Annotated in this window: 20 protein-coding genes and 1 pseudogene; 3 read left to right on the top strand and 18 right to left on the bottom strand. The window is 42.6% G+C overall.

Features of this window, described 5'->3' with window-relative positions; translation table 11 throughout:
- Positions 1-5: 5 nt before the first annotated feature.
- The 6 genes from mnmE to rpmH are packed head-to-tail and all read right to left on the bottom strand — an operon-like array spanning position 6 to position 4,821.
- Complete coding sequence (mnmE, locus tag RWM02_RS06320) at positions 6-1,325, bottom strand: tRNA uridine-5-carboxymethylaminomethyl(34) synthesis GTPase MnmE (protein ID WP_314070215.1); 1,320 nt, start codon at positions 1,323-1,325, stop codon at positions 6-8.
- Positions 1,322-2,449 carry a Jag N-terminal domain-containing protein gene (locus tag RWM02_RS06315; protein WP_314070212.1) on the bottom strand — a complete coding sequence of 376 codons (1,128 nt, stop codon included), beginning with the start codon at positions 2,447-2,449 and terminating at the stop codon, positions 1,322-1,324. Before RWM02_RS06315 ends, mnmE begins: the two co-directional genes overlap by 4 nt.
- Positions 2,449-3,999, bottom strand: coding sequence for a membrane protein insertase YidC (gene yidC / locus RWM02_RS06310; protein WP_232037890.1), 1,551 nt, complete (start codon positions 3,997-3,999; stop codon positions 2,449-2,451). The genes RWM02_RS06315 and yidC overlap by 1 nt, the downstream gene beginning before the upstream one ends.
- Positions 4,000-4,010: 11 nt before the next feature.
- Positions 4,011-4,352, bottom strand: a complete 342-nt coding sequence (gene yidD / locus RWM02_RS06305) for a membrane protein insertion efficiency factor YidD (RefSeq protein ID WP_314070209.1) — start codon at positions 4,350-4,352, stop codon at positions 4,011-4,013.
- A gap of 2 nt (positions 4,353-4,354) precedes the next feature.
- Complete coding sequence (gene rnpA, locus RWM02_RS06300) at positions 4,355-4,699, bottom strand: ribonuclease P protein component (protein WP_314070297.1); 345 nt, start codon at positions 4,697-4,699, stop codon at positions 4,355-4,357.
- Positions 4,687-4,821, bottom strand: a complete 135-nt coding sequence (rpmH, locus tag RWM02_RS06295; protein ID WP_002946826.1) for a 50S ribosomal protein L34 — start codon at positions 4,819-4,821, stop codon at positions 4,687-4,689. The genes rnpA and rpmH overlap by 13 nt, the downstream gene beginning before the upstream one ends.
- A 136-nt stretch (positions 4,822-4,957) precedes the next feature.
- Here rpmH and RWM02_RS06290 point away from each other — a divergent pair, with 136 nt between their 5' ends.
- The 3 genes from RWM02_RS06290 to RWM02_RS06280 are packed head-to-tail and all read left to right on the top strand — an operon-like array spanning position 4,958 to position 7,298.
- The gene (locus RWM02_RS06290; protein ID WP_390887740.1) at positions 4,958-5,416 is read left to right on the top strand and encodes a GNAT family N-acetyltransferase; all 459 of its coding nucleotides are present in this window, start codon (positions 4,958-4,960) and stop codon (positions 5,414-5,416) included.
- Positions 5,417-5,472: 56 nt separating this feature from the next.
- Positions 5,473-6,102, top strand: coding sequence for a uracil-DNA glycosylase (locus RWM02_RS06285; protein ID WP_314070207.1), 630 nt, complete (start codon positions 5,473-5,475; stop codon positions 6,100-6,102).
- Positions 6,099-7,298, top strand: a complete 1,200-nt coding sequence (locus RWM02_RS06280; protein WP_314070206.1) for a hypothetical protein — start codon at positions 6,099-6,101, stop codon at positions 7,296-7,298. The genes RWM02_RS06285 and RWM02_RS06280 overlap by 4 nt, the downstream gene beginning before the upstream one ends.
- Here the strand turns inward: RWM02_RS06280 and RWM02_RS06275 are convergent.
- The 12 genes and pseudogenes from RWM02_RS06275 to RWM02_RS06220 all read right to left on the bottom strand — a co-directional run.
- Positions 7,286-7,684: a YbgC/FadM family acyl-CoA thioesterase gene (locus RWM02_RS06275; protein WP_314070203.1), complete on the bottom strand. Its 399-nt coding sequence runs from the start codon at positions 7,682-7,684 to the stop codon at positions 7,286-7,288. The genes RWM02_RS06280 and RWM02_RS06275 overlap by 13 nt on opposite strands.
- Positions 7,685-8,060: 376 nt before the next feature.
- Positions 8,061-10,538: a DEAD/DEAH box helicase gene (locus RWM02_RS06270; protein ID WP_314070200.1), complete on the bottom strand. Its 2,478-nt coding sequence runs from the start codon at positions 10,536-10,538 to the stop codon at positions 8,061-8,063.
- Positions 10,539-11,447, bottom strand: coding sequence for a HamA C-terminal domain-containing protein (locus RWM02_RS06265; protein ID WP_314070197.1), 909 nt, complete (start codon positions 11,445-11,447; stop codon positions 10,539-10,541). It abuts the gene before it with no gap.
- A gap of 214 nt (positions 11,448-11,661) precedes the next feature.
- Positions 11,662-12,207, bottom strand: coding sequence for a threonine/serine exporter family protein (locus tag RWM02_RS06260; RefSeq protein WP_314070194.1), 546 nt, complete (start codon positions 12,205-12,207; stop codon positions 11,662-11,664).
- Positions 12,200-12,982 (bottom strand): threonine/serine exporter family protein, encoded by a 783-nt coding sequence (locus tag RWM02_RS06255; RefSeq protein ID WP_314070191.1) that lies wholly within the window; start codon positions 12,980-12,982, stop codon positions 12,200-12,202. The genes RWM02_RS06260 and RWM02_RS06255 overlap by 8 nt, the downstream gene beginning before the upstream one ends.
- Entirely contained in the window at positions 12,979-13,446 is a 468-nt protein-coding gene (locus RWM02_RS06250) for a DUF4149 domain-containing protein (protein ID WP_314070189.1), read from the bottom strand. The genes RWM02_RS06255 and RWM02_RS06250 overlap by 4 nt, the downstream gene beginning before the upstream one ends.
- A 156-nt stretch (positions 13,447-13,602) precedes the next feature.
- Entirely contained in the window at positions 13,603-14,451 is an 849-nt protein-coding gene (gene prmC / locus RWM02_RS06245) for a peptide chain release factor N(5)-glutamine methyltransferase (protein ID WP_314070186.1), read from the bottom strand.
- Positions 14,438-15,643, bottom strand: coding sequence for a M48 family metallopeptidase (locus RWM02_RS06240; protein WP_314070184.1), 1,206 nt, complete (start codon positions 15,641-15,643; stop codon positions 14,438-14,440). Before RWM02_RS06240 ends, prmC begins: the two co-directional genes overlap by 14 nt.
- 8 nt (positions 15,644-15,651) lie before the next feature.
- Positions 15,652-16,782 (bottom strand): WD40 repeat domain-containing protein, encoded by a 1,131-nt coding sequence (locus RWM02_RS06235; protein ID WP_314070181.1) that lies wholly within the window; start codon positions 16,780-16,782, stop codon positions 15,652-15,654.
- Positions 16,783-16,787: 5 nt separating this feature from the next.
- On the bottom strand, positions 16,788-18,149 hold the full coding sequence (locus RWM02_RS06230) for a sodium-dependent transporter (RefSeq protein WP_314070178.1): 1,362 nt from the start codon (positions 18,147-18,149) through the stop codon (positions 16,788-16,790).
- Positions 18,150-18,319: 170 nt separating this feature from the next.
- Entirely contained in the window at positions 18,320-20,260 is a 1,941-nt protein-coding gene (locus RWM02_RS06225) for a BCCT family transporter (protein WP_314070175.1), read from the bottom strand.
- Between the two features lie 140 nt (positions 20,261-20,400).
- Positions 20,401-20,690: pseudogene (locus RWM02_RS06220) on the bottom strand (DKNYY domain-containing protein); the annotation flags it as partial.

Below are 20,690 nucleotides of genomic sequence, written 5' to 3'. Positions count from 1 at the left end.
TTTCGTTATTTGCCGAGGCAAAAGTTGCTAAACATTTCGTCTAAAATTTCACTTCTCTCAAACGGCTTCGTGATTGACGAGATCTGCTCTATGGCCGCGTTTAGCTCATAAGCAAAAAGCTCAAGTTCGGACCCCGCTAGCAAATTTAACGCTCTTTTTATCGCCTCGCTCGCCGCCTCGCAGCTTGAAATTTGACGAGTGGAATTTAGTAGTATCTCACTCGTCTCCTGCGCATCGAGATAGGCTTTTAGGCTATTTATTATCTCGTCCGTTCCTTGCTTTGCGCAAATTTGTATCGGATTTTCGGGACTTGTAAATTTAACGCCGAGGTCGCATTTATTTAGAACGTAAAAAATCTTTTTTTGCGAGTTTTTTAAAAGCTCTAGGATCTCGTTATCCTGCTCGTCCGCCTCCTGCGACGCGTCAAAAACAGCCAGAATGACGTCGGCCTCCTCGATAGCCCGCAGAGAATACGAAATGCCGATTTGCTCGATCTTGCCCGCATTTTTGCGGATGCCTGCGGTATCAATGATGCGCACGAGGTGAGTGCCGATTTTTAGGGCTTCTTCAATACTATCTCTAGTCGTGCCCGCCTCGTCGCTGATGATCGCTCGCTCGTAGGATAAAAGCGAGTTTAAGATCGAGCTTTTGCCGACGTTTGGCTTACCTACTATCGCGATTTTAAAGCCCTCGAGCAGCCCTTTTCTGCTCTGGCTTATGGAGACTATTTTATCTAGTTTAGCGCTGTTTTGTTTTAGCATTTGACTGATGCTCTCTAGCAAATCTGCGGGCAGATCATCATCGGCGTAGTCGATGCTAGTCTCCACGAATGCCAGAGTTTTTACAAGTTCGGAGCGGATTTCATTTGCAAATTTAGCCAGATCGCCTCTCATCGTGCGAGCGATGATTTTGACGCTATCTTCGCTTTTTGCGTTTATGAGCGAGTTTATAGCCTCGATCTTGCTAAAATCCATCTTGCCGTTTATGAGCGCTCGCTTACTAAACTCGCCTGCACGCGCGAGTCTGGCGCCGTTTTTTATAAGCTCGCCCAGGATTAAATTTGCCACCACTAGTCCGCCGTGGAGCTGAAACTCCACTACGTCCTCGCCCGTAAAGCTATGTGGAGCCTTAAAGTAAATAAGCAAGGCTTCGTCGATAAGCTCGCCTTCGGCGTAAATTTTAGTTAGAGTCGCATAACGCGGGACAAGAGAGGTGATTTTGGTGAGTTTTAGAGCTAGACTAAGGGCGTCCGCGCCGCTTAGTCTGATGATGGAGATCGAGCCTACGCCGTGCGCGGTGGCAACGGCGGCTATGGTCTCGTTCATTTTTTGATAAAGTCGTTCACGACTACGAACTGCCCGTCGCTATTTGACTTTACGCTTACGTATTTGTCGGGGAATTTTTCGCGCAGTTTTTCAAGAGCAATCTTAACCAAAACGCCGTCTAAAGACTTGGTTTTGGCTTTGCCAGTCTCCTCCACTCGCTCGATTATGCCTTTTAGATACTGATCGATCGCAGCCTCTTGATTTTGCAAAAACTGCGCGATCTCAAGGCGCACCGCTAGGCCGTATTTTGAGCTGATCCAGTTATAGAGCAGATATGAGATCGCCTTGTATCGGTAGCCTTCTTTGCCGATGAGTAGCGCCGCATCCTCGCCGTCAAGCTCGATTATTACGGTCTCGTCGTCAAATTTGCGCACGCCTATCTTATCTATCGTAAAGAAATTTCCGCCAAAGAGCTTTTCTACGCCCTGCTTTATCTCGGGCAATACTTTATCGATGTCGGCTTTTGGTTTTTGAGCCAAGCCGCGGTCGGCACGAGAGTCTTGTTTTTCTTTTTTAGCCAAATTTGGCGCAGTCTGCGTCAAATTTGCCTCGCCGCCGGAAGCTTGCGAGCCTAAATTTTCGCTGCTTCCCGCTTTTTCCTCACCCTCGTAAAAGTCGTTTTTATTAAAGGTATCGATGATCGAGTGATCAAGGATGCTTTTGCCGCTCTCTTTTTTGGGTTGTTCTTTTTTATGCGACTCTTTTTCTTTTACTTGAGATTCTTTTTGCGGTTGCGATTCTTCTACTTTAGACTCGTTTGCCGCGTTAGTTTCGCTTTGCTTTGCCGCATGATTTTTATGATGATCGTGGCGATTTTTATGATTTTTTTTCTTTTCGCTTCGGTGATTTTGCTCTTCGCCGGAGTTCTCTTTTTTCTTAAATTCCTTCTTTTTTTCGCCGCCGTTTTCTTTATGACCGTTTTCGCGAGTAGCTTGAGGAGCTTTTTTGGCTTCTTTATGCGCGCCCTCTTTTACGGCTTCGATGATCGCCGTTTTTTTGAAAAATCCCAAAAAACCCGCGCTTGGATTTTGCAAAATCTTGATATCAAGCTCGGTAACGGAGCAGTTTAGCTCCTCGGCAGCCTTTTGAAAGGCCTCTTGTAGATTTTCGGCTTCTATTCGCATCAGGCCTTTACCTCCGCTTTTTTATGTTTTTCAAAGAGCTTGTTTACAAAAATTTGCTGAATGACCGAGCAGACGTTGTTTACAAACCAGTAAAGCGTAAGTCCCGCAGGGAAGGTCACGAAGAAAAACGTAAAGATAAGCGGTAAAAATTTCATTATCTTTTCTTGCATCGGGTCGCTAAACGTGGTCGGCGTGAGCTTTTGCTGAAGGAACATAGTCGCACCCATCAAAATAGGCAGTACGAAATACGGATCCATCACCGAAAGGTCGTGTATCCATAGTATCCACGGCGCAGCTTTTAGCTCGATCGCGTTTAATAGTACGCGGTAAATCGCAAAGAAAATCGGTATCTGCATAAGTATCGGCAAGCAGCCTCCCATAGGGTTCGCGCCGTTTTTCTTATATAGCTCCATCATGTGCATATTTAGCTTTTGCGGATCGCCTTTGTATTTGGCTTGCAGCTCTTTTACCTTCGGCGCTAGATCTTTGAGCTTGTTCATCGATAACATACCTTTGTATGTAAGAGGGAAAAGTACGATCCTGATAACCAGCGTTAGTACCACGATCGCCCAGCCCCAGTTACCGATGTAGCCGTAAAGCAAATTTAAAAACGCAAACATCGGTTTTGCGATAAAGGTAAACCAGCCGTACTCGATGACGTCCACGAGCTCCTCGTTTATCTGGCTTAAAGTCGCATGATCTTTAGCACCGATGTAACCTTTGGCTTTAAAATTTTGCTCGCCTTTTACAAATATCACTGCATTGCCCGCGCCGTCTTTTGAAACTACGGGATTTAAAAGTCCGTCAAATTTGAAAAACAAAGCCGTATAGTATCTGTCGCTAGCTGCGGCTATGTTTACGTTATTAAAACTCTCGGTCGCGTCTACGTCGCCGTCTTCGATGATAGTTAGCTTGCCGTCGTTATGCTTAAGTAGCGCACCGTGGACGGTATAGCTGTCGATAGCGACGTTTGGACGAAAGCCCGGAGTCACGTAGTATTCGCCTGCGCTCACGCTAAGATCTAGGTCGTAGCTTCCGTTTGGATAAAACGTGATTTTCTTGGTTACGCTAGAGCCTTCCAAATTTTGCGTTAAAACTATGCTTTTTGGCTCGCTAGTTAAATTTATCTCACTAACGTCGCTAGCATAAGCTACCTTGAAGGCCTGCTCGTTTAAAGCCTTGTCGCTAAAGCGAACCTCAAGCGGTAGCGGCTGAGCGCCTGCCAGCTCGATGCGCTCGCCATCGGCATTTTTATATTTTTCGTCATTTAGATAAAATTTAGAAATCCTGCCAAGCTCGTCGATGCGCGCCTCAAAGTGTTCGCCCTTTATCACGGCGATCTCGCGGCTTTGCGTCGCTACGGCTTGCGGAGCGCTAGCGGCCGATGCGGTATTTGCGCTCGGAGCGGCGTTTGCATGGCTAGCTTGCTGCGCAGCTACGGTTTGATTTTGATCTAACGGCAAATTTTTAGGAATAAAAAAATAATCGTAAGCGATAAAAAAGATAAAAGATAAAACGGTCGCTAATATCACGCGTTTTTGAACTGACATATTGTCTAACACTATTTTTCCTTTTGAAAGTCGAAATTTTTAATAACGTAGAATTTATTTTTTTTATACGGGACGAACCAAAATGCGATGTGTGATTTTAAATTTTGATTGGATATAAAAAAAGAGTCGAAATTTTTACTGATGACGGGGTAGTCGATGCCGCCTTTAAAGAGTTGATTACAGCGTAAAATTCTAAAAATAACCGCAAAAAGCGCCGAGAAAAAGCCGTTAAATTTAAACTGCCAAACGGCAAATTCCGAGCATGAGGGATAGTATCTACAAGACTTCGGAGTAAATTTGGAGATATAATCTTGATATGCTTTTATCAAAAATAAAATAGCTTGTTTTATCATTTTCATATACCTGATTTTATACATCCGAGTTTTTTCATAGCCCAAGAGATATTTTTTTTGAGCTTTAAAAACGAGCTTTTCTCTAGCCCGTTTTTAACGACTATCACGTAAATGCCGTCTGCAAGCTCGCTTGAAATCTCGACGACGACCGCTCGCAAAAGCCTCTTACAACGGTTGCGAACGATGGCTTTGCCCACCTTTTTGCTGGCTACGACGGCTAATTTGTTTTCATTGCAAGGCTTAAAAAAGACTATCGCCTCCTCGCAGTGCCATTTAATGGCCTCTTTGTAGACGCTTGAAAACTCCTTTTGGCTGCTTATAGAGCTAAATTTGCTTAAACGGCCAATCTTGCTCTGCCTTTTGCGCGTCTTGCGTTTAGCACTTTGCGACCGTTTTTAGTTTTCATACGGACGCGAAACCCGTGAGTGCGTTTTCTAGGGGTTTTATGAGGTTGGTATGTTCTTTTCATAAATTTTTCCTTATGGTGATTTTGATATAAGTCGGTGATTTTATCAACAAATCGCTTAAAATCCTTTTAATAAATTTTTAAACTTCGTTTTAAAATAATAAAAATATAATCGCTCATTAAAATTTAGGAGAAAATTTTGCCTTACGTTATTAGAAAAGCCTCTAGAGCCGACGTCCCGGTCGTTTGCGAGCTGGTTAAAGAGCTAGCCGCATACGAAAAAATGAGCGATGATGTCAAATTTACGCCGGAAATTTTTGCCGAGTCTGTTTTTGAGAAAAACTACGCCCGCATTTTAGTCTGCGAAACAGAAGGCAAAATCATAGCTTACGCGATATATTTTTATACCTTTTCCACTTTTTTGGGGCTTGGCGGGATGTATTTGGAGGATTTGTACGTCCAAAAAGAGTATCGCAACAAAGGCATAGGAAAAGAGTTTTTTACGCGTCTAGCTCAAATTTGCAAGGACGAAAACCTCCAACGCCTCGAGTGGGCGTGCCTGCACTGGAACGAGCCTGGCATCAAATTTTACGAAAAATGGGCGCGAAAAACCAGTCCGAGCAGTGGCGAAACTACCGCTTGGACGGCAAAAATTTAAGCAAACTCGCGCTTTGATTTATCTGTTTTTAACGCCCTTTTGGATATCATCGCGCGATGAGTTACGCAAACGAAATTTTAAGAGAGCTTTACTATCTGAGGGCATTCGGATATAAATTTGCCGATTTTTCGCCTTCGTCCGCAGCCTTGCCGAGTAGCCTTGCCGAGCTAAATGCAAGCATCAAAGAGTGCAATCTATGCGAGCTTTGCAAGAGCGCAAAACACGCACTAACGGGCCTTGGAGATAAAAGCGCCAAAGTAGTTTTCGTATTTGACGCGCCAAACGCCGCCGAGGATGCGAGTGGAAAGTTTTTAGCAGGCGACGATAAATTTTTACAAAATTTAAATGAGCTGGCCGGACTAAAAAAGGACGAAATTTACGTCACGAGCCTGCTAAAATGCAAGCCCGCCGCCAAAGCTCCGGCAAGCGCTTACGAGCTTTGCGAGCCGTATTTTAGCGCGGAAGCCCGCCTAGTAGCGCCGAAGCTCATCGTAGCGCTAGGCGAGGAGGTCTTTTACAAAATGATAAAACAAAGCGCGCAAAGCTTTGAGACAATAAGGGGAAACATAATGAAATTTAAACACTCGGCCCTGCTGGCGACCTATTCGCCGACCGTCGTAGCGAAAAATCCAAGCAAAAAAGAGCTGTTTTTCAGCGATTTAAAAAAGATAAAAGAGTACCTATGAGAAAAATTTTAACCGCTTTACTGATCTGTTCGGCGCTGTTTGCCAGGAGCGAAAAGGCCTCCGATATACCGCCGGCGAGCGAAGTTTATATAAATTTAGAACCGGCAAAATGCGACGACATATGTTTGCTAGAACTCGTTAGAGAAGGTCTTTTGCACAGCTTTTTGGCTCGCTACGAAGGTAGCTCGAATCAAGAAATTTTACAAGCTTTTAACGCACTAAACGGCTCATACGTAAACGCCGGTACCGAGAGCCTGACGCCAAGCTCAAACGCCGAGTTTAAGATCGCCGTCATCATCCCGCAGGATAGCATAAAAAGCTACGCCGGCGTCGTCTCAAACGCGGTTATCGCCTACGTCGTCAGGCAAAACGCCGCCATCGACGTTAAATTTTACAACATCGGCAACGAGGCTCCAAGCGCTATCGACGGCGCCCTAGCACGCGCTAAAAGCGAAAATATCGCCTATATCATCGCGCCGTTTACGCCAGTTGGCGCAAAATACCTAAACGAGGTTCTAGATCCATCTATGACTGCTTTTGTGCCAACTCTGCACATCTCTAGCGTCGATTCTCCTCAGGATAATTTGATATTTGGCGGTATAGACTACAAAGGGCAAGTCGAGAAGCTGCTAAATTTCTCAAACGGCCAAGTTGCGGCGTTTTCTGACGGCAGCGCGCTAGGAGCGGCGCTAAATCGCTACGCGGACGAGTTTAGCGGCGGGCTAGCCTACGAAAACGAGATCGCAAACGGCGTCACCGACCTAAAGTCAATGCTCTCTGGCAACTCGAGGCTAAGCGGCGCGACCGTTTTCATAAACGTTCCGCTCGTAAAAGCTTCGATGGTGAGCTCTCAGATGCGCCTTTACGACGTCAAATTTAACGCCCTTTTAAGCACCCAGATCAACTACGCGCCAAGCATCTTTAAACTCATGCAACCGCAAGATAGAGAAAAGCTCTACATAGCCAACTCAATCTCCAAAACCGACGGCGCGCTGGACTCAAATAACGAAATTTTGGGGCAAAATTTAAACTTCAACTGGGTGGGCTACTCTGCTAGTGCCGGGCTTGACTACATCTACGCGACCTACCTAAACCGCGGCGCGCAGAGGCTTTTTAGCGAGAGCGTCGAGGACTCGCAGATCATCTATGATACGAAGGTTTTAAAAGCCGGCGAATACGGCTTTTACGAGCAATAAGAGGAGAGAAAATCCACTATTTCCTCGCTCATCTTAGCAGGTCTTAGGTTGCTGACAAACGCAACCTCGACGTCCGCTTCAAAGACGAGCTCGGGCTGGCATTCACCGCTTAAATTTGCGATTTTATAAATTTTTTGATTTATGAGCGCAGAGGCTTTTTTTAGGCTTGCCACGCTCGTTTTTACCTCGAGCAGATCGCCTAGGACGGCCGGTTTTTTAAATTTCGCCCGAATCTCGCTCACGACAAAATGCCCGTCCTTGCTAAAAGGCTTAACATCTAAGCCAAAAAACATCTCGCTGCGTGCCCTTTCGCAATACTTTATATAGTTTGCATGATAGACTATGCCGCCTGCGTCAGTATCTTCGTAGTAGATTCGTATTTTCATGTTTTCCTCTATATTTAAAATATGGTTATTTTCTTGAAGTCTATTAGCCTGATTGCATCAATATTGTAAAAATTATCCTACTTAGCAAGAAAATTAGAATTTTTAATTTCTTGATATTATTTTTTTGCAATCCACTTTTAAATATACCAAATTAATAAAAAGCAACTTTCATAAAATATATTTAATATTAAAATAAAAACTATGTCTATTGTTTACGTATTTTTATCTTAGCCTTACTGTATTTACTTTAATAAATAAGCATTAGGTTATTTGATTATATTACTATCTTATAACAATTTTTTAAACTATTCGAAAATTCTAAAACAAATATCTTTGCCCATAATTATAGTTTTTGTTTTTTATTACTTTAATTATTTCACAAAATCAATCCCATAATTTCATGTTTGCAAACTTCTGGTATATTAAGATTTTTGATATCAATTTTTTGAAGAGCATAAAAACAATTAGTAACCGTTGGTTCATCACAACGGAATTTCTTCGACATTTTTAATTTAATACTAGTAAGTCTAGATAATCCTAGCGAAATAAGACTCAAGATAGTTTTGTCTGATGTGCCACACTCTAGATATAATGGTAAATTTGGAATCAAATCAACATTGAAATCTTTATCTCTTTCCAAAAGTGCTAGTTTCAATATATCTAAATATGCATGTGTCGCAATAACATATTTATACCTGATCTGTTTTTCTATTATTTCAAGAACTTCTCTTATAGTAGAATTAATGTTTTCTTTTGTATATTTGTTTCTTTCTAATATAATTTGACTTATCGGCTTATCATGTATCCAAGATGAAGCAATAAAACTAAAAAGTTCATATTGTTTATTTTCATTCCCTTTATTGAACAGTATTAAATCTATAAGCTTAAAAATTAATTTTAAATTATCATTTGTATGTTTCTGATAGGCTTTTTTAGGAATAAATTCATTTAAATCATTACTACTATTTTCCTTAAAATACACATACATCTTTTGTAATCTTGCAGGATGGATTGAATAATGCTTTCTTATAATATTATCTGGTAATTGACGCGCAATTAGTTTGGAAATATCAAATAGATTTTGAATTTTTTCATAGCTTTTATACTCTTTAAATTGATCAATATTTTTTTCATTAATAATAAAATCTAAATAAAATTTTCCAAAAACAGCAACTTCATTGCTATCATTATTCTGATCTTTGGCGATTTCTATAATTTTATCAGTTTTTGTTAATAAGGAAGTTTCAAAATAAGCTCCTATTTCTTGAAGCTTATTACCTTCAAAGCTTTTTAACTCCCACTGATTTGGCTCTATACACCAAATATTTCCTTGAAATTCATATAAAAGCCTCCCGGCCCTTCCAATTAAGTTTAGAAAATCAGCTCGATTCATAGGTTGATTTTTGCCTTTATTGGGGCGGGATATTATAATATTTTTTGCAGGCAAATTAACGCCCTGCAATAAAGTACTAGTACAAAATACAAACCTCAATTTCCCAATATTAGCAAGACGTTCAATCTCTGCCCTAATTGAAGATGGCATATAGCCATAATGGTAGGCGATTCCTTTTTTGAGACATTGAATTATTGAGTAATCCTTATGTATATCTTCTTTTATGAAATTTATTAAACCAATGATTTCATCATCAGTATCAATATTGTTTATTTTTTCCGTTAGCAACAAAGCCCTTTTTTCTGCCTCACCTGGATCATTACAATATATCAATGTAAGTTCATCTTCTATACAAATTTGTTTAGCAAGAGAAATTATTTTTTCATTTTTTCTAAATTTAAAATCTAATTTAAATTCGCCTAAATTTTTTCTTTGCGAGTTAAAATCTATATTTTCAATAAATACGCTTTTTGGTTTATTTTTGATTTCACTTAACAATAAAATATTTTGTCCAACGGGCGATATGTTTTCTATAAAATACTCATTATCAAATTTTTGCTCGAACAATTTATTAAAATACTCAGGGTTTTTAATTAATGGGCTAGCAAAAAATAAATTTATATCATGGTTTCTTTTGATTAAAAGCTCAATTGTATTTTGCAGTACCACACCTCTATTATTCTGTATTTCTTGTGCTTCATCTATAAAGCATGTATTAATTTTTATATTTTCTTCCAATAAAGTGCTCAACCTTTCTTGAGTAAGTACATATACCCTGCCTTTGTCATTTGATTTATCTTCCAAAATAGGCAAAATTCTGACATCAACTTTTCCAAATAGATTATAATGTTTTAATTTTTTTATTATTTTTTCACTCAATTCTTTAATTAATGCTCTGGTTGGAACAATTAAAACAATCACCTCATTAGGATTTTTAAGTAGTCTTTTTACTATTGCTAGAGTAAAAATAAATGATTTGCCCGCAGATGTTGGAGCAGACACACTAAAGAAATGCCTATCAGTCAATACGTCAAAAAATCGCTTTTGAAAGTCTGTTAAAAAAATTTGCTCATTATTTTGCAATATGAGTTGATTTTCTTGTTCTCTTGCCATTCTTTCTAGATCGATTAAAAGACTTTGCGGTTGAAACTCTTCAGAAGGTTTATATTTTTTTAATAAATCCCTATTGGGAAAATTACCCAATCTCGAGAGAATACTAAAAACAATAGAATATAAAGTCGGATATTTTTCATAAAAATTAATAAATAGTTTTGTAGAAATTTCATATGAAAGCATTTGATCATCATCCGTATCAGATAATGCCAACAAAGAAGCATACTTGCACAACTGTAAAATTTCTTCTTCACTAAATTGCTCCAAATTATTGTCCTGTTTAATGTTTAGAGCTGATAAATAATTTATAATATCATACCTAATGAGTTTTTCAATTAAATCATTCATTCAAAGCTCCTCATTAAATTTATCTCTTAATTCTTGTACGCTTTTAACTGGCAAAAAGAAAACTTCAAAATGAAATTGCTTTTTTGAAAACTTGTCAAACCGCGACTGTATTAATCTCGCCAGCCTAATGGTATCTTCTTGGTATTTAGTTTTAAATGTATCAATAAATTCTTGTCTTTTGGTTTGATCATCAAGCTTTTTGTATTCATTCCAATCATAACCAACTAAACAGGCATGATTTATTTTTATATCTTGGCTTTTTATTTTGCCACTTATAAAATCAAAAACTTTTTGCTTTTCGCCTTCTTTTAGGTATTTAAAATGAGTAGTTACCATATTGTATTCATGCTCCCACATTTTATCTTCGTGGAATTTTTCAATACTTTCAAAAATACTATCTATGGCTTTTCCAACATCCTTATAGAGCTTTGCTTCTCCAAAAAATATATTTAAAATATCATCAATTATCTTCATATGAATACCATCAGAACCAAAAGATTCCATCCGCCTGTTTGTTTTCAGATCCATTTTTGCGACCATTTGAGGCGATTCCAATACGGCTTCCATTAAAAACCATAATATCATTTCACCCATTTCTCCAGATGTAGGCTTATTTTTCTCTTCTTGTTTCCATTTTCTAAAAAGCTTTTGAGCTTCACGATACATTTCATTTCTTTCTTGTTCCGTTGGCAACTCGTTTATTCTTCGCTTTTGTGCAGAAAAACAGTAATGGGTAAAATAACTTAACAATTTTTTTATTAGTAAATTAATTTTTGGATCCCCATTTGGATCAAATTGGATAAATTTAAATCTTAAATCTACATCTATTCCATTTATACTATTTGAATGTTCAACTTTACTAAAAATACTATCGTAATCTTTTTTGGCTACAGATAAAAAGTCTTCCAATTTTATACCTCCATTCTTGCTTTTTTTACCCAAAGTTTCAAAAAACAAATCTCACAAATTTCTAAATGTTTTAATTCTTTCTTTTATCTTATTTTTATCCAATTCTATTCTACTAAGAATACTTAATATTATCATTCAATTCATAAAATATTCTTACAAGTATACAATATTTAAATATATTTTGCAGATGCCTTTATCGTATTCTACCTTCTATTTATTTAGTAATTGTTGTTAAATTTCTACTTAATCTTTTAGTCGCCAGATCGCACTTGGCGCCGCGAGTAATCATCAAGGACTGATCGTAAAATAAAATAAGCACCACAGAAACGCCCACGCCTAGAGCTAGCGAGACCGTCGTAGTCGTGATCGCGTTATCAAAAAATATGATTAGATATTCGTTTTTCTTAGCGATATCAGGCTCGTTTAGAAACGAAAACAGCGCCAAAATGCCTTTATACGCATAGACTCCGGGCACCATCGGCAAAAGTGCGGGAAACGCGATGATCTCGGCCGGCACTTTGAGCCGCTTGGCAAAGAGCATACCTAAAATCCCGCTTAAAAATGATACTATGAGAGTGGCGACGCTGATGTTAAAAAATCCCATCTGCATGATCCAAAAACGACTAGCATGCGCAAACGCCGCAAGCAGCGCGCAAAATACGAGAGTCCTTTTAGGCGGCGAGCTAGCGTAGGCAAAACCAAGCCCCGCCACCGCGGCAAAGGCACCGTCTATGAGAGTCGCAGTCAAAAGCTCAAACATGTAAAATCTCCGCGCTGCTAAGCGAGAGTGTGATATAGACGCCCACCGCGATGCAAAGTATCAGGATGCCTGTGCTCACGGCCCTGCTGATGCCTACAAGCGTGTTGTCGTTTATGATATCAAAGACCGAGTTTATGAGAAAAACGCCCGGCATCAAAAAGAGTATCGACGAGCCGATCGCCACGTCGCTAGTATGCGTAAAGCCGTAAAATACGCCAAGATAAGCGATAAAAGAGACGACAAACGAGACCAAAACGTATTGGATTTTTAAATTTACGCCCATTTTAGCAAGCGCAAATCTAAGGCTATAGCCGACCAGAGTCGCAAAAAACACGCAAGCTACCGAGCCCATATCGCCGCCGAAAAGCTTGCAAAACGCCGCATTTGCAAGGCTGATCAAAATAAGCGAGCTTGCAAATTTATTCGCCCCTATTCGCATGACGCCCTCAAACTGCTCTTTGGCCTCGTCTAAGCTCAAATTTTCATCCAAGATCTGCCAGCTAAGCGACGAAAGCTCGGAAATACGGTTAAAGCTCACCTGCCCTAGCGGGATCTTTTTAACGTAAGTTCGGCGCAGGGAGTTGTCGGCCGAGTCCATGACGCTAATGGTAAAATACTTCACGAAAATCGTCACGCTAACGTCGTATCCGTAGCGCCTAGCCACGCGGTCGACGCACTTTTCGACGCGCGCGGTGTAGGTACCGGCGCTCACCATCGCCGTCGTGTAGTCAGAGAGAAAATCGGTTAAAATTTGGATGTCGGGCTTTGCGCTCATTTTTCGGCGGTTTTAAATTTGATAAAAAACAAAGCAAGCTGCGCAAACAGCATCAGTTTCATCGTCCATTCGCTAGCCGCGTGCATCTGCGCAAACTCGGCCGTCTGCGTTGCCACCTCGCCCGCAGCCTGCGCGTCCATGATGAAAGGCGTAAAGTAGAATACGAACGAGAGCGCGAGGGCTAAATTTATCGCGCAGAGCATATTCGCGCTAAATTTGACGGCAAATTTGACGCTAGATCTAAACGATGCAAGCTCGTAAAGCACGGCTATGACGCTAACGGCTAGCAAGGCGTAGTTAAATTTGACAAATATCGTAGCCATGAGTTTGCCGCTTTGAAACTGCGTGAGTACTCCCCCGCCAAGTATGCTCTGCGGATAAAAAATCGTGGGTGCGACTAGGGCGCCCAGAGCCAGCTCCGTGCCGATGAGCGCGCCCAAAAGTAAAAAATAAACGCTTTTCATGATTTTCCTTTTTTTGATTTTACTGCACACATTTTAGGGTTATAGCATTTAAAATCCGCTAAATTTGAGCTAGAAGGACGGAAATTTGTAAGCTATAAATTTGACGCAAGCTCGGTCAAATTTGGTTTATCGCCAAAGCACAAACCGCACACGAATTTAAAAATTCGCAAATATATTTCGCGCGACGAATCCGCGGTCAAATCCGGCCAAATCCTGATAAAACTCCGCCTCGAACCTGTTAAATTTAAGCGCGCTTTGCATGCTTTCTCGCTGATCGTAGCCCATCTCGCAGGCTAGGTATTTTACGCCGCGATTTTTAGCGACGAGGATTATGTTTTTTAAGACCTCGTCGCCAACCGCGCCACCAAACAGCGACTCGTGCGGCTCGTTTAGTACGAATTTATCAAGCCCGTAATCCTGCGCGATATAAGGCGGGTTTGAAACGAGCAGGTCAAAGCGTCCGTAAATTTGATCCAGATACGCGCATTTTACGAACTCTATCCTGTCCTCTACGCCAAATTTCTCGGCATTCTCGCGAGCTAAATTTAACGCATCGTCGCTGATATCGGAGGCTATGATTTTAGCGTTTGAGTTTAGCGCGAGGCAGATGCTGATTATCCCGCTTCCGACTCCGATCTCGGCGACTAGGGGCGGCCCATTTTGCGCGGGTAAATTTGATAAAACCTCAAGCGATCTTTCGACTAAAATTTCAGTCTCCGGGCGCGGGATCAAGACGCCCTTTTTTACGTTAAAAGTAAGCCCGTAAAAGCCCGCCTCGCCGGTGATATATTCAAGCGGCTCGTGATTTGCAAAGCGCGTTACAAGCGCGAAATAGCCGTCCGCATCCTCTAACTCGCGGTTTAAATTTAAAAATATCCACTCGATTTTTACGCCGAGGTAGCTCATCAAAAGAGCCTTGGCTACGCGCGCTGGATTTGCGCCGCTTATCTCGCACGCGGGCGCGATAAGCGAAGCAGCGGCTTTTAGCGCGTCATTTACCGTCATTTTCTAGCTCGTTTATACGCTCAAAAAGGCTTGGGTGCGAGTGATAGACGAACGCATAGAGCGGATGAGCCTTCGGAAAGGCCTTGTTTTCGGAGCCTAGCTTTTTTAGCGCGCTTATCATGTCGGCTTTGTTTGAGACGTCGCCTGAGAATTTATCGGCGCCAAATTCGTTCGCGCGGCTAAAATACGAGCTCACCGGCGAAAATAAAAACCCGAAAATCGGCGAAAAAAGCAGCAAAAACACGATCACTCCGCCGCCTGCCGGACTGAGCCCCAGCGCGTCGTACGCCGCGTCAGGGATGTTGCCGAATATAAAAAACATCGCAAAAAGCATAACCGCGCTTAGAGCGATCATTTTTAGGATATCTTTGTGCTTAAAGTGCCCCAGCTCATGCCCTAAAACGGCGATTATCTCGGCAAGACTTAGTTTTTTAACGAGCGTGTCGAAAAGCACCACGCGCTTAGTCGCGCCAAGGCCGCCGAAATATGCATTTAAGCGGTTGTCGCGCTTGCTGGCATCTATCGTAAAAACGCCGCTACTTTTAAAGCCGCACTGCGCCAAAAGCCCTTCTATACGGCTTTTTAGCTCGCCCTCTTCTAGCGGCTGCATTTTGTTAAAGATAGGCGCGATGAGCGTCGGATAAATGAGATTTATCACAAGCGCGACGCTAAAGCTAAGCAAAAACGCCCAAAACCACCAAAAATCGCCCAAAAATCTAATGCAAAGTAGCACCAGCCATACAAATAGCGTGCCAAACACCAGCGTTAGCGCGAGCGTTTTAAGCAGGTCAAGCGCGAAAATTTTAGGCGTGACGTTTGAAAAGCCGAGCTTTTTATCTTTGACGAAGGTTTCGTAGATATTTAGCGGTAGCTCCAGCAGCGAAGAGATGATCAAAAAGCTCATCACAAAGATGATATGATCTCTCAGTTCTCCCGTTTTATAGGTGCTTTCATACATCTCGCCAAGCCCCCAGCACGCCCACATCATAAATATCGCGGCGTGATAAAAAAGGCTTGCTATCTCAAATTTTTGATTAGTTATCGCTGTAGCGGCGGCGGTTTCGTATTCATTCTGCTCTAGAACGACGGCTGGCTTTTTAGCTTCCGCGCGGATAAAATTTATCTGTAATATCGCCAAAATCGCCTTTGCGGCAACGTAAAAAAAGTAAATACCGAGTAAAAAATAAAACATATTTTTCCTTAAATTTTATAAAGACTAAAGCAGCCGTAGTCGGTGCGCACGGCCAAAAATTCCTCGCCGTTTATACGCTCAAATTTCGCCTCGCAGCGCTTCACGACGTGCGAGAGCTCAAAGCTAAGCCGCAAGCTTCCGTTTTTTAGATCGATGATGCGGGCCTTGTCGTAGCTAATTAGCGCCAGCCGCAAACCGTCCGCGCTAACGCAAAGCTCGTCCGCCTCGGCGCATTCGCCATGTAGCCACGCAGGATTAAGTCGCTCGCCGCTTGCGGCATTAAGGCAAACTAGCTTGCCTGCGTAGCGCTCCTTGCCCAGCACCGAGCTATTCGCCAAAAAGCAAACTTTATCAAAAATGCCGAAGTCGCCTCTTATCTCGTTTAAAATTTCTCCATTTAGCGTGCTTAAAATTTTGATCTCGTTTTGCTTACAATGAAGCGCTAGCCGCGTGCCGTCGGCGTCGAGCGCGGCGCAAAGGATCGGCGTGTAGCTTTTCATTTCGGATTTGTATTCGGCAAGAGGCGAAATCTCGCCGCCGCGCAAAGTAAAAATTTGACCAAACATAGCAAACGCCGCCGTATCTTTCGCAGCGCAAACGAAGCTAGTAAATTCTTTGCTGTTTTTAAAGCTTAACCCTTGAGAGAGATCGTTAAATTCGCCGCTCGCAGGATCAAATTTAAAGATAAAATGATCCAGATCCAAAAGCAAAATTTCGCCCGCGCGCTCCGCCTGCCACGCAAGCGGCTTTGGCAGGACGATCTGCTGCTTTACGGCGCCGCTTGCGTCCAGCCTGATGAGAAAATCGTCCAGCACGCCGCCCTCTTTGTAGCCGCCGCATTTATAGACAAAAAGCTCACCGCCCGCGCCAGCAAATGCTAGCGCGCCTGTGTATCCGCCGCCGATATAGACGTGCAAGTTCGCCTCTCCCGCTTTGGCGCCGATGTTTTGCAGGACGTAGCCTTTTTTCAGGCTCTCCCACTCCTTTTTCACGCAGGCTTTTTGCGCCTCGTCTATGCTTTCAAGCTCCTTTTGCGTCTGCCTAGTTTTGCCGTTTTTGACGCTCTCGCTGAGTAAAATTTGACCCTCTACGCGCAAATTTAGGCGGTCGCCGTTAGCTAAATTTACGAGATTTGCCATCAAATTTACTTTAAAAAATTATCGTAAAACGAGCTGATAAAAAGCACCAATATGATAAACGGCACGACGAATTTGATATACCAAAACCAGATATTTACGAGTTTTGCGTATTTTTCGCTGCCTTGCGTTATCTCGCGTTTGGCTTCGTCTTTTAGCACCCAGCCGACAAATATCGCGCATCCCAGCGAAGTCAGCACGAAAAATATCGTTGCGCTGATGGCGTCGTATGCGTCAAAGATATTTTTACCGAAAATTTTAACGTCCGCAAGCAGGTTCGTAGCCATCAAGGACGGCAAATTTCCAAATATAAATATCGTGCCAAGCACCAGCAAGATCGCGCTTTTGCGTTTTATCTTAAATTTTTCCTGAAGCGTCGTGATGATGACCTCGTAGATCGGTAGCGAGGTCGTGAGCGCGGCGATCATCAGCAGTGCAAAAAAAGCCACCGCGAAAAATCCGCCAAAAGGCATATGCGAAAAAACGATCGGCAAGCTCTTAAACACGAGGCTTGGGCCGCTATCGGGCGAGACGCCGTAGCTAAAAAGCGACGGAAATATCATAAAGCCCGCAAGCACGGCGATGAGAGTGTTTAGGATGCCCGTGATGATCGAGATTTTAACCAGCCCTTCGTCCTTTTTAACAAAGCTAGAAAGAGTAATCATCACGCCAAAACCAAGCGAAAGCGCGAAAAATACCTGCCCCAAAACCTCGACAAAAAGCTTTAAATTTATCTTTGAAAAATCGGGCGTGAGGTAAAATTTAACCCCCTGCGCCACGCCATCTAAGGTTAAGTTTTTTACGATCATCACGACCATGAGCACGAAAAGCAGCGGCATGAGGTACTTCGCCGAGCGTTCTATACCGCCGACCGCGCCCTGCACCAAGATCGCGTAGTTTACGAGTACGAACACGAGCGTCGCAAAGCTGATAGCCAGCGGATCGCTCACGATATTTTGCTCATAAAACGCGCTCGTAGCCTCAAAGCTAAGTACCTGCGAGAGATCGAGCATGCCAAATGCGATCTGCGCGATGTAGTTTAGCACCCAGCCGCCGATAACCATGTAGTAGGCCATGATGCCAAATGCGCCAAGCAAACCCATCCAGCCCACGATTTTCCACGCTGGATTTATATTTTTACCGCCGAATGCGTCCACGGCGTTGCATTTTAGGCGTCTGCCGATCGCATTTTCAGCTAAAATCATCGGTATGCCGATCACGATCATCGCGATACAAAACACGAGTACGTAGGCGCCGCCGCCGTTTTGCCCGACCAGATACGGGAAGCGCCACGTCGCGCCAAAACCGACCGTAGCTCCTGCAACGGCTAAAATATATGTGAGCTTTGAACTCCACGATTTTCTATCCATCTGTATACCTTTGTGAAAAATAGGGATTATATAAAAATTTTATTTAAAGTTTTTAGAACCATCTTTGAAATTTAAAACAAATCCGGATTAAAATTTGTAAATATTATTTAGAAAAAGGCTACTTGGCATAAATTTAAAGGCGTAAATTTATGCAAATTTACGCCAAATTATTATTTTCTAACTACATGCAAGAACTGCATATGTTTGCGGTACTGCTCGATTACGTCGTTTATCAGCGTGGCCTCGCTCCAGCCAAGCACGTCGTAGTCCTGACCGCCCTCTTTTAGATATACCTCGGCTCTGTAGTAAAGATCGTCGCCCTCAAGCTCTCTCGTGTAGTCCGGGCTCTGGCTTTTGGTGAGATATACGCCGTATCTAAAGTCCATCTCGTCGCCAAGTTCGACGTTTAAATTTACGAAATTTTCAGCCTTTGCGACATTTGCCTCAAGGCCGTTTTTGGCAAATTCCTCTTTTAGCTCGTTAAAAGCTTTTAGCACGACTTCGTTTAGAAATTTACTGCCGTCTTTTTTGCTAGGTAGCGTGATGATCGCGCTTAGTCGCTCTTGCCAAGGCTTTGAAAGATCGCTAAGAGGCATGTTGTTAAAGTTATTTGTCTCTTTTTTGGTTATATCCACGCGCAGAGCCTTAAATAGCCCGTAAATGGCGCCAAGTAACACGATAGCAAACGGCAATGCCGTAGTTATCGTGAGAGCTTGAAGCGAGCCAAGACCGCCGGCTAGCATCAAAAATGCCGCCACGACGCCCACTGTAGCACCCCAAAAGACCTTTTGCCAAACCGGCGTATCATCCTTGCCGTTTGAGCAAAGCATATTCATCACGATCGCCGCTGAGTCTGCTGAAGTGACGAAAAATATGACGATCATAAAGACTGCGATCGTGCTTAGCACGCCTGAAAAGCTAAATTTTTCTAAAAACATAAAGAGCGCTGAAGCCGAATCGGAATTTACGGTCGTAGCAAGCTCGCTAAATCCGCCTTGAACAAGCGCGATCGCCGAGTTACCAAAAAAGCTCATCCAAGCAAATGTAAAGCCGGTTGGCACGAAAAGCACGCCTATGACGAATTCTCTTATCGTCCTGCCCTTTGAAATTTTAGCGATAAATAGCCCCACAAACGGCGACCAAGATAGCCACCAAGCCCAGTATAGCAGCGTCCAACCGCCAAGCCAGCTCTCGTTTTGCCTCTCGTAGGCGTAGAGATTAAAGGTGTTTGAAATGAGCGTCGAGACGTAGTCGCCGCTGTTTTGCACAAACGACTTTAAAAGCTGCGTCGTATCGCCCAAAAATAGTATCAAAAACATAAAACATATAGCTAGCGCGATGTTTGCGTTTGATAAGATTTTGATGCCCTTATCCACGCCGCTTGCCGCCGAGACGGTTGCAGCCAGACAAAGCACGATAAGAAGCGTGATATGCATGGTCGGCAGGCCAAAAACGTGCGTAAGGCCGGCATTTACCTGAAGTACGCCGTATCCCAGCGAGGTCGCCACGCCAAAGAGCGTCGCCACGACGGCAAATGTGTCGATAGCGTTGCCTATCTTGCCGTAAATTTTATCGCCGATGATCGGATAAAACGCCGATCTAAGAGTGAGCGGCAAGCCGTGTCTGTATGAGAAAAAGGCTAGAATTAGCGCCACGATGGCATAAACCGACCAGGCGCCCATGCCCCAGTGAAAGAAGGTGATATTCATCGCAAGCTTTTGAGCTGCGATAGTTTGCGCGTCGCCGAGCGGCGGGTTTAGATAGTGCATGAGCGGCTCGGCCACGCCAAAAAATACAAGTCCGATGCCCATGCCGGCGGCAAAAAGCATAGAAAACCACGAGATATTTTTGTGCTCCGGCTTTACGTGATCGGCTCCGAGCTTAATCTCGCCAAGCTTGCTAAAGCCAAGGATAATGATACTTAGAAGTATGACGGCGACGGCCAGGGTGTAAAACCAGCCAAATTTGGCCGCAATGTAGTTTTGCATACCTTTAAAAAACCCATTTGAGAAATTTGGAAATATCGCTGCAAATGCTGTTATTAAAAATATGACGACAAGCGATGGGATAAATACCGAATTGTTAAATTTTGACCTTTGAAATTTGATCATTTTTCTCCTTTTTTGTAAATTTCAGCTTCATTTCAAAATAACAAAAAAGAGTAAATAGGTCAAATTTACTCCTTAAATTTTGGGTCAAATTTAAAGAGTAAAGCACCCAAAAAAGGCGCTTTAAAAAATTTACGTTAAATTTATCCGTAATCCCTCTTTGCGCCCCTAGCCTTTGTCACCCCAAAAATGATCGCAACGATAAAAGCGATACCAAACGTGACGTAAAGAATGATAGTCGGCTTCTCTACCTCGATGCGAGATAGCGCCGCCTCCTCGCCGCTTGTCTCCACTAGTTCTCCGCGCTTTATCATACCGCTGATATCTTTTGCGCTAAGCGCTTTAGATGGTCTTGTTAAAATTTCTATGACGCTCAGATCCGCCACCTCATAAACGCTATGCTTTATGCCATAAAATGGCTTTATCTTGCTAA

Origin of the sequence: Campylobacter showae, from assembly GCF_963515975.1 — a bacterium.
GTDB classification, from domain to species: Bacteria; Campylobacterota; Campylobacteria; order Campylobacterales; family Campylobacteraceae; genus Campylobacter_A; species Campylobacter_A showae_F.
Note: the sequence above shows the minus strand (reverse complement) of the source record. Positions and strands in the feature narration are given on the sequence as shown.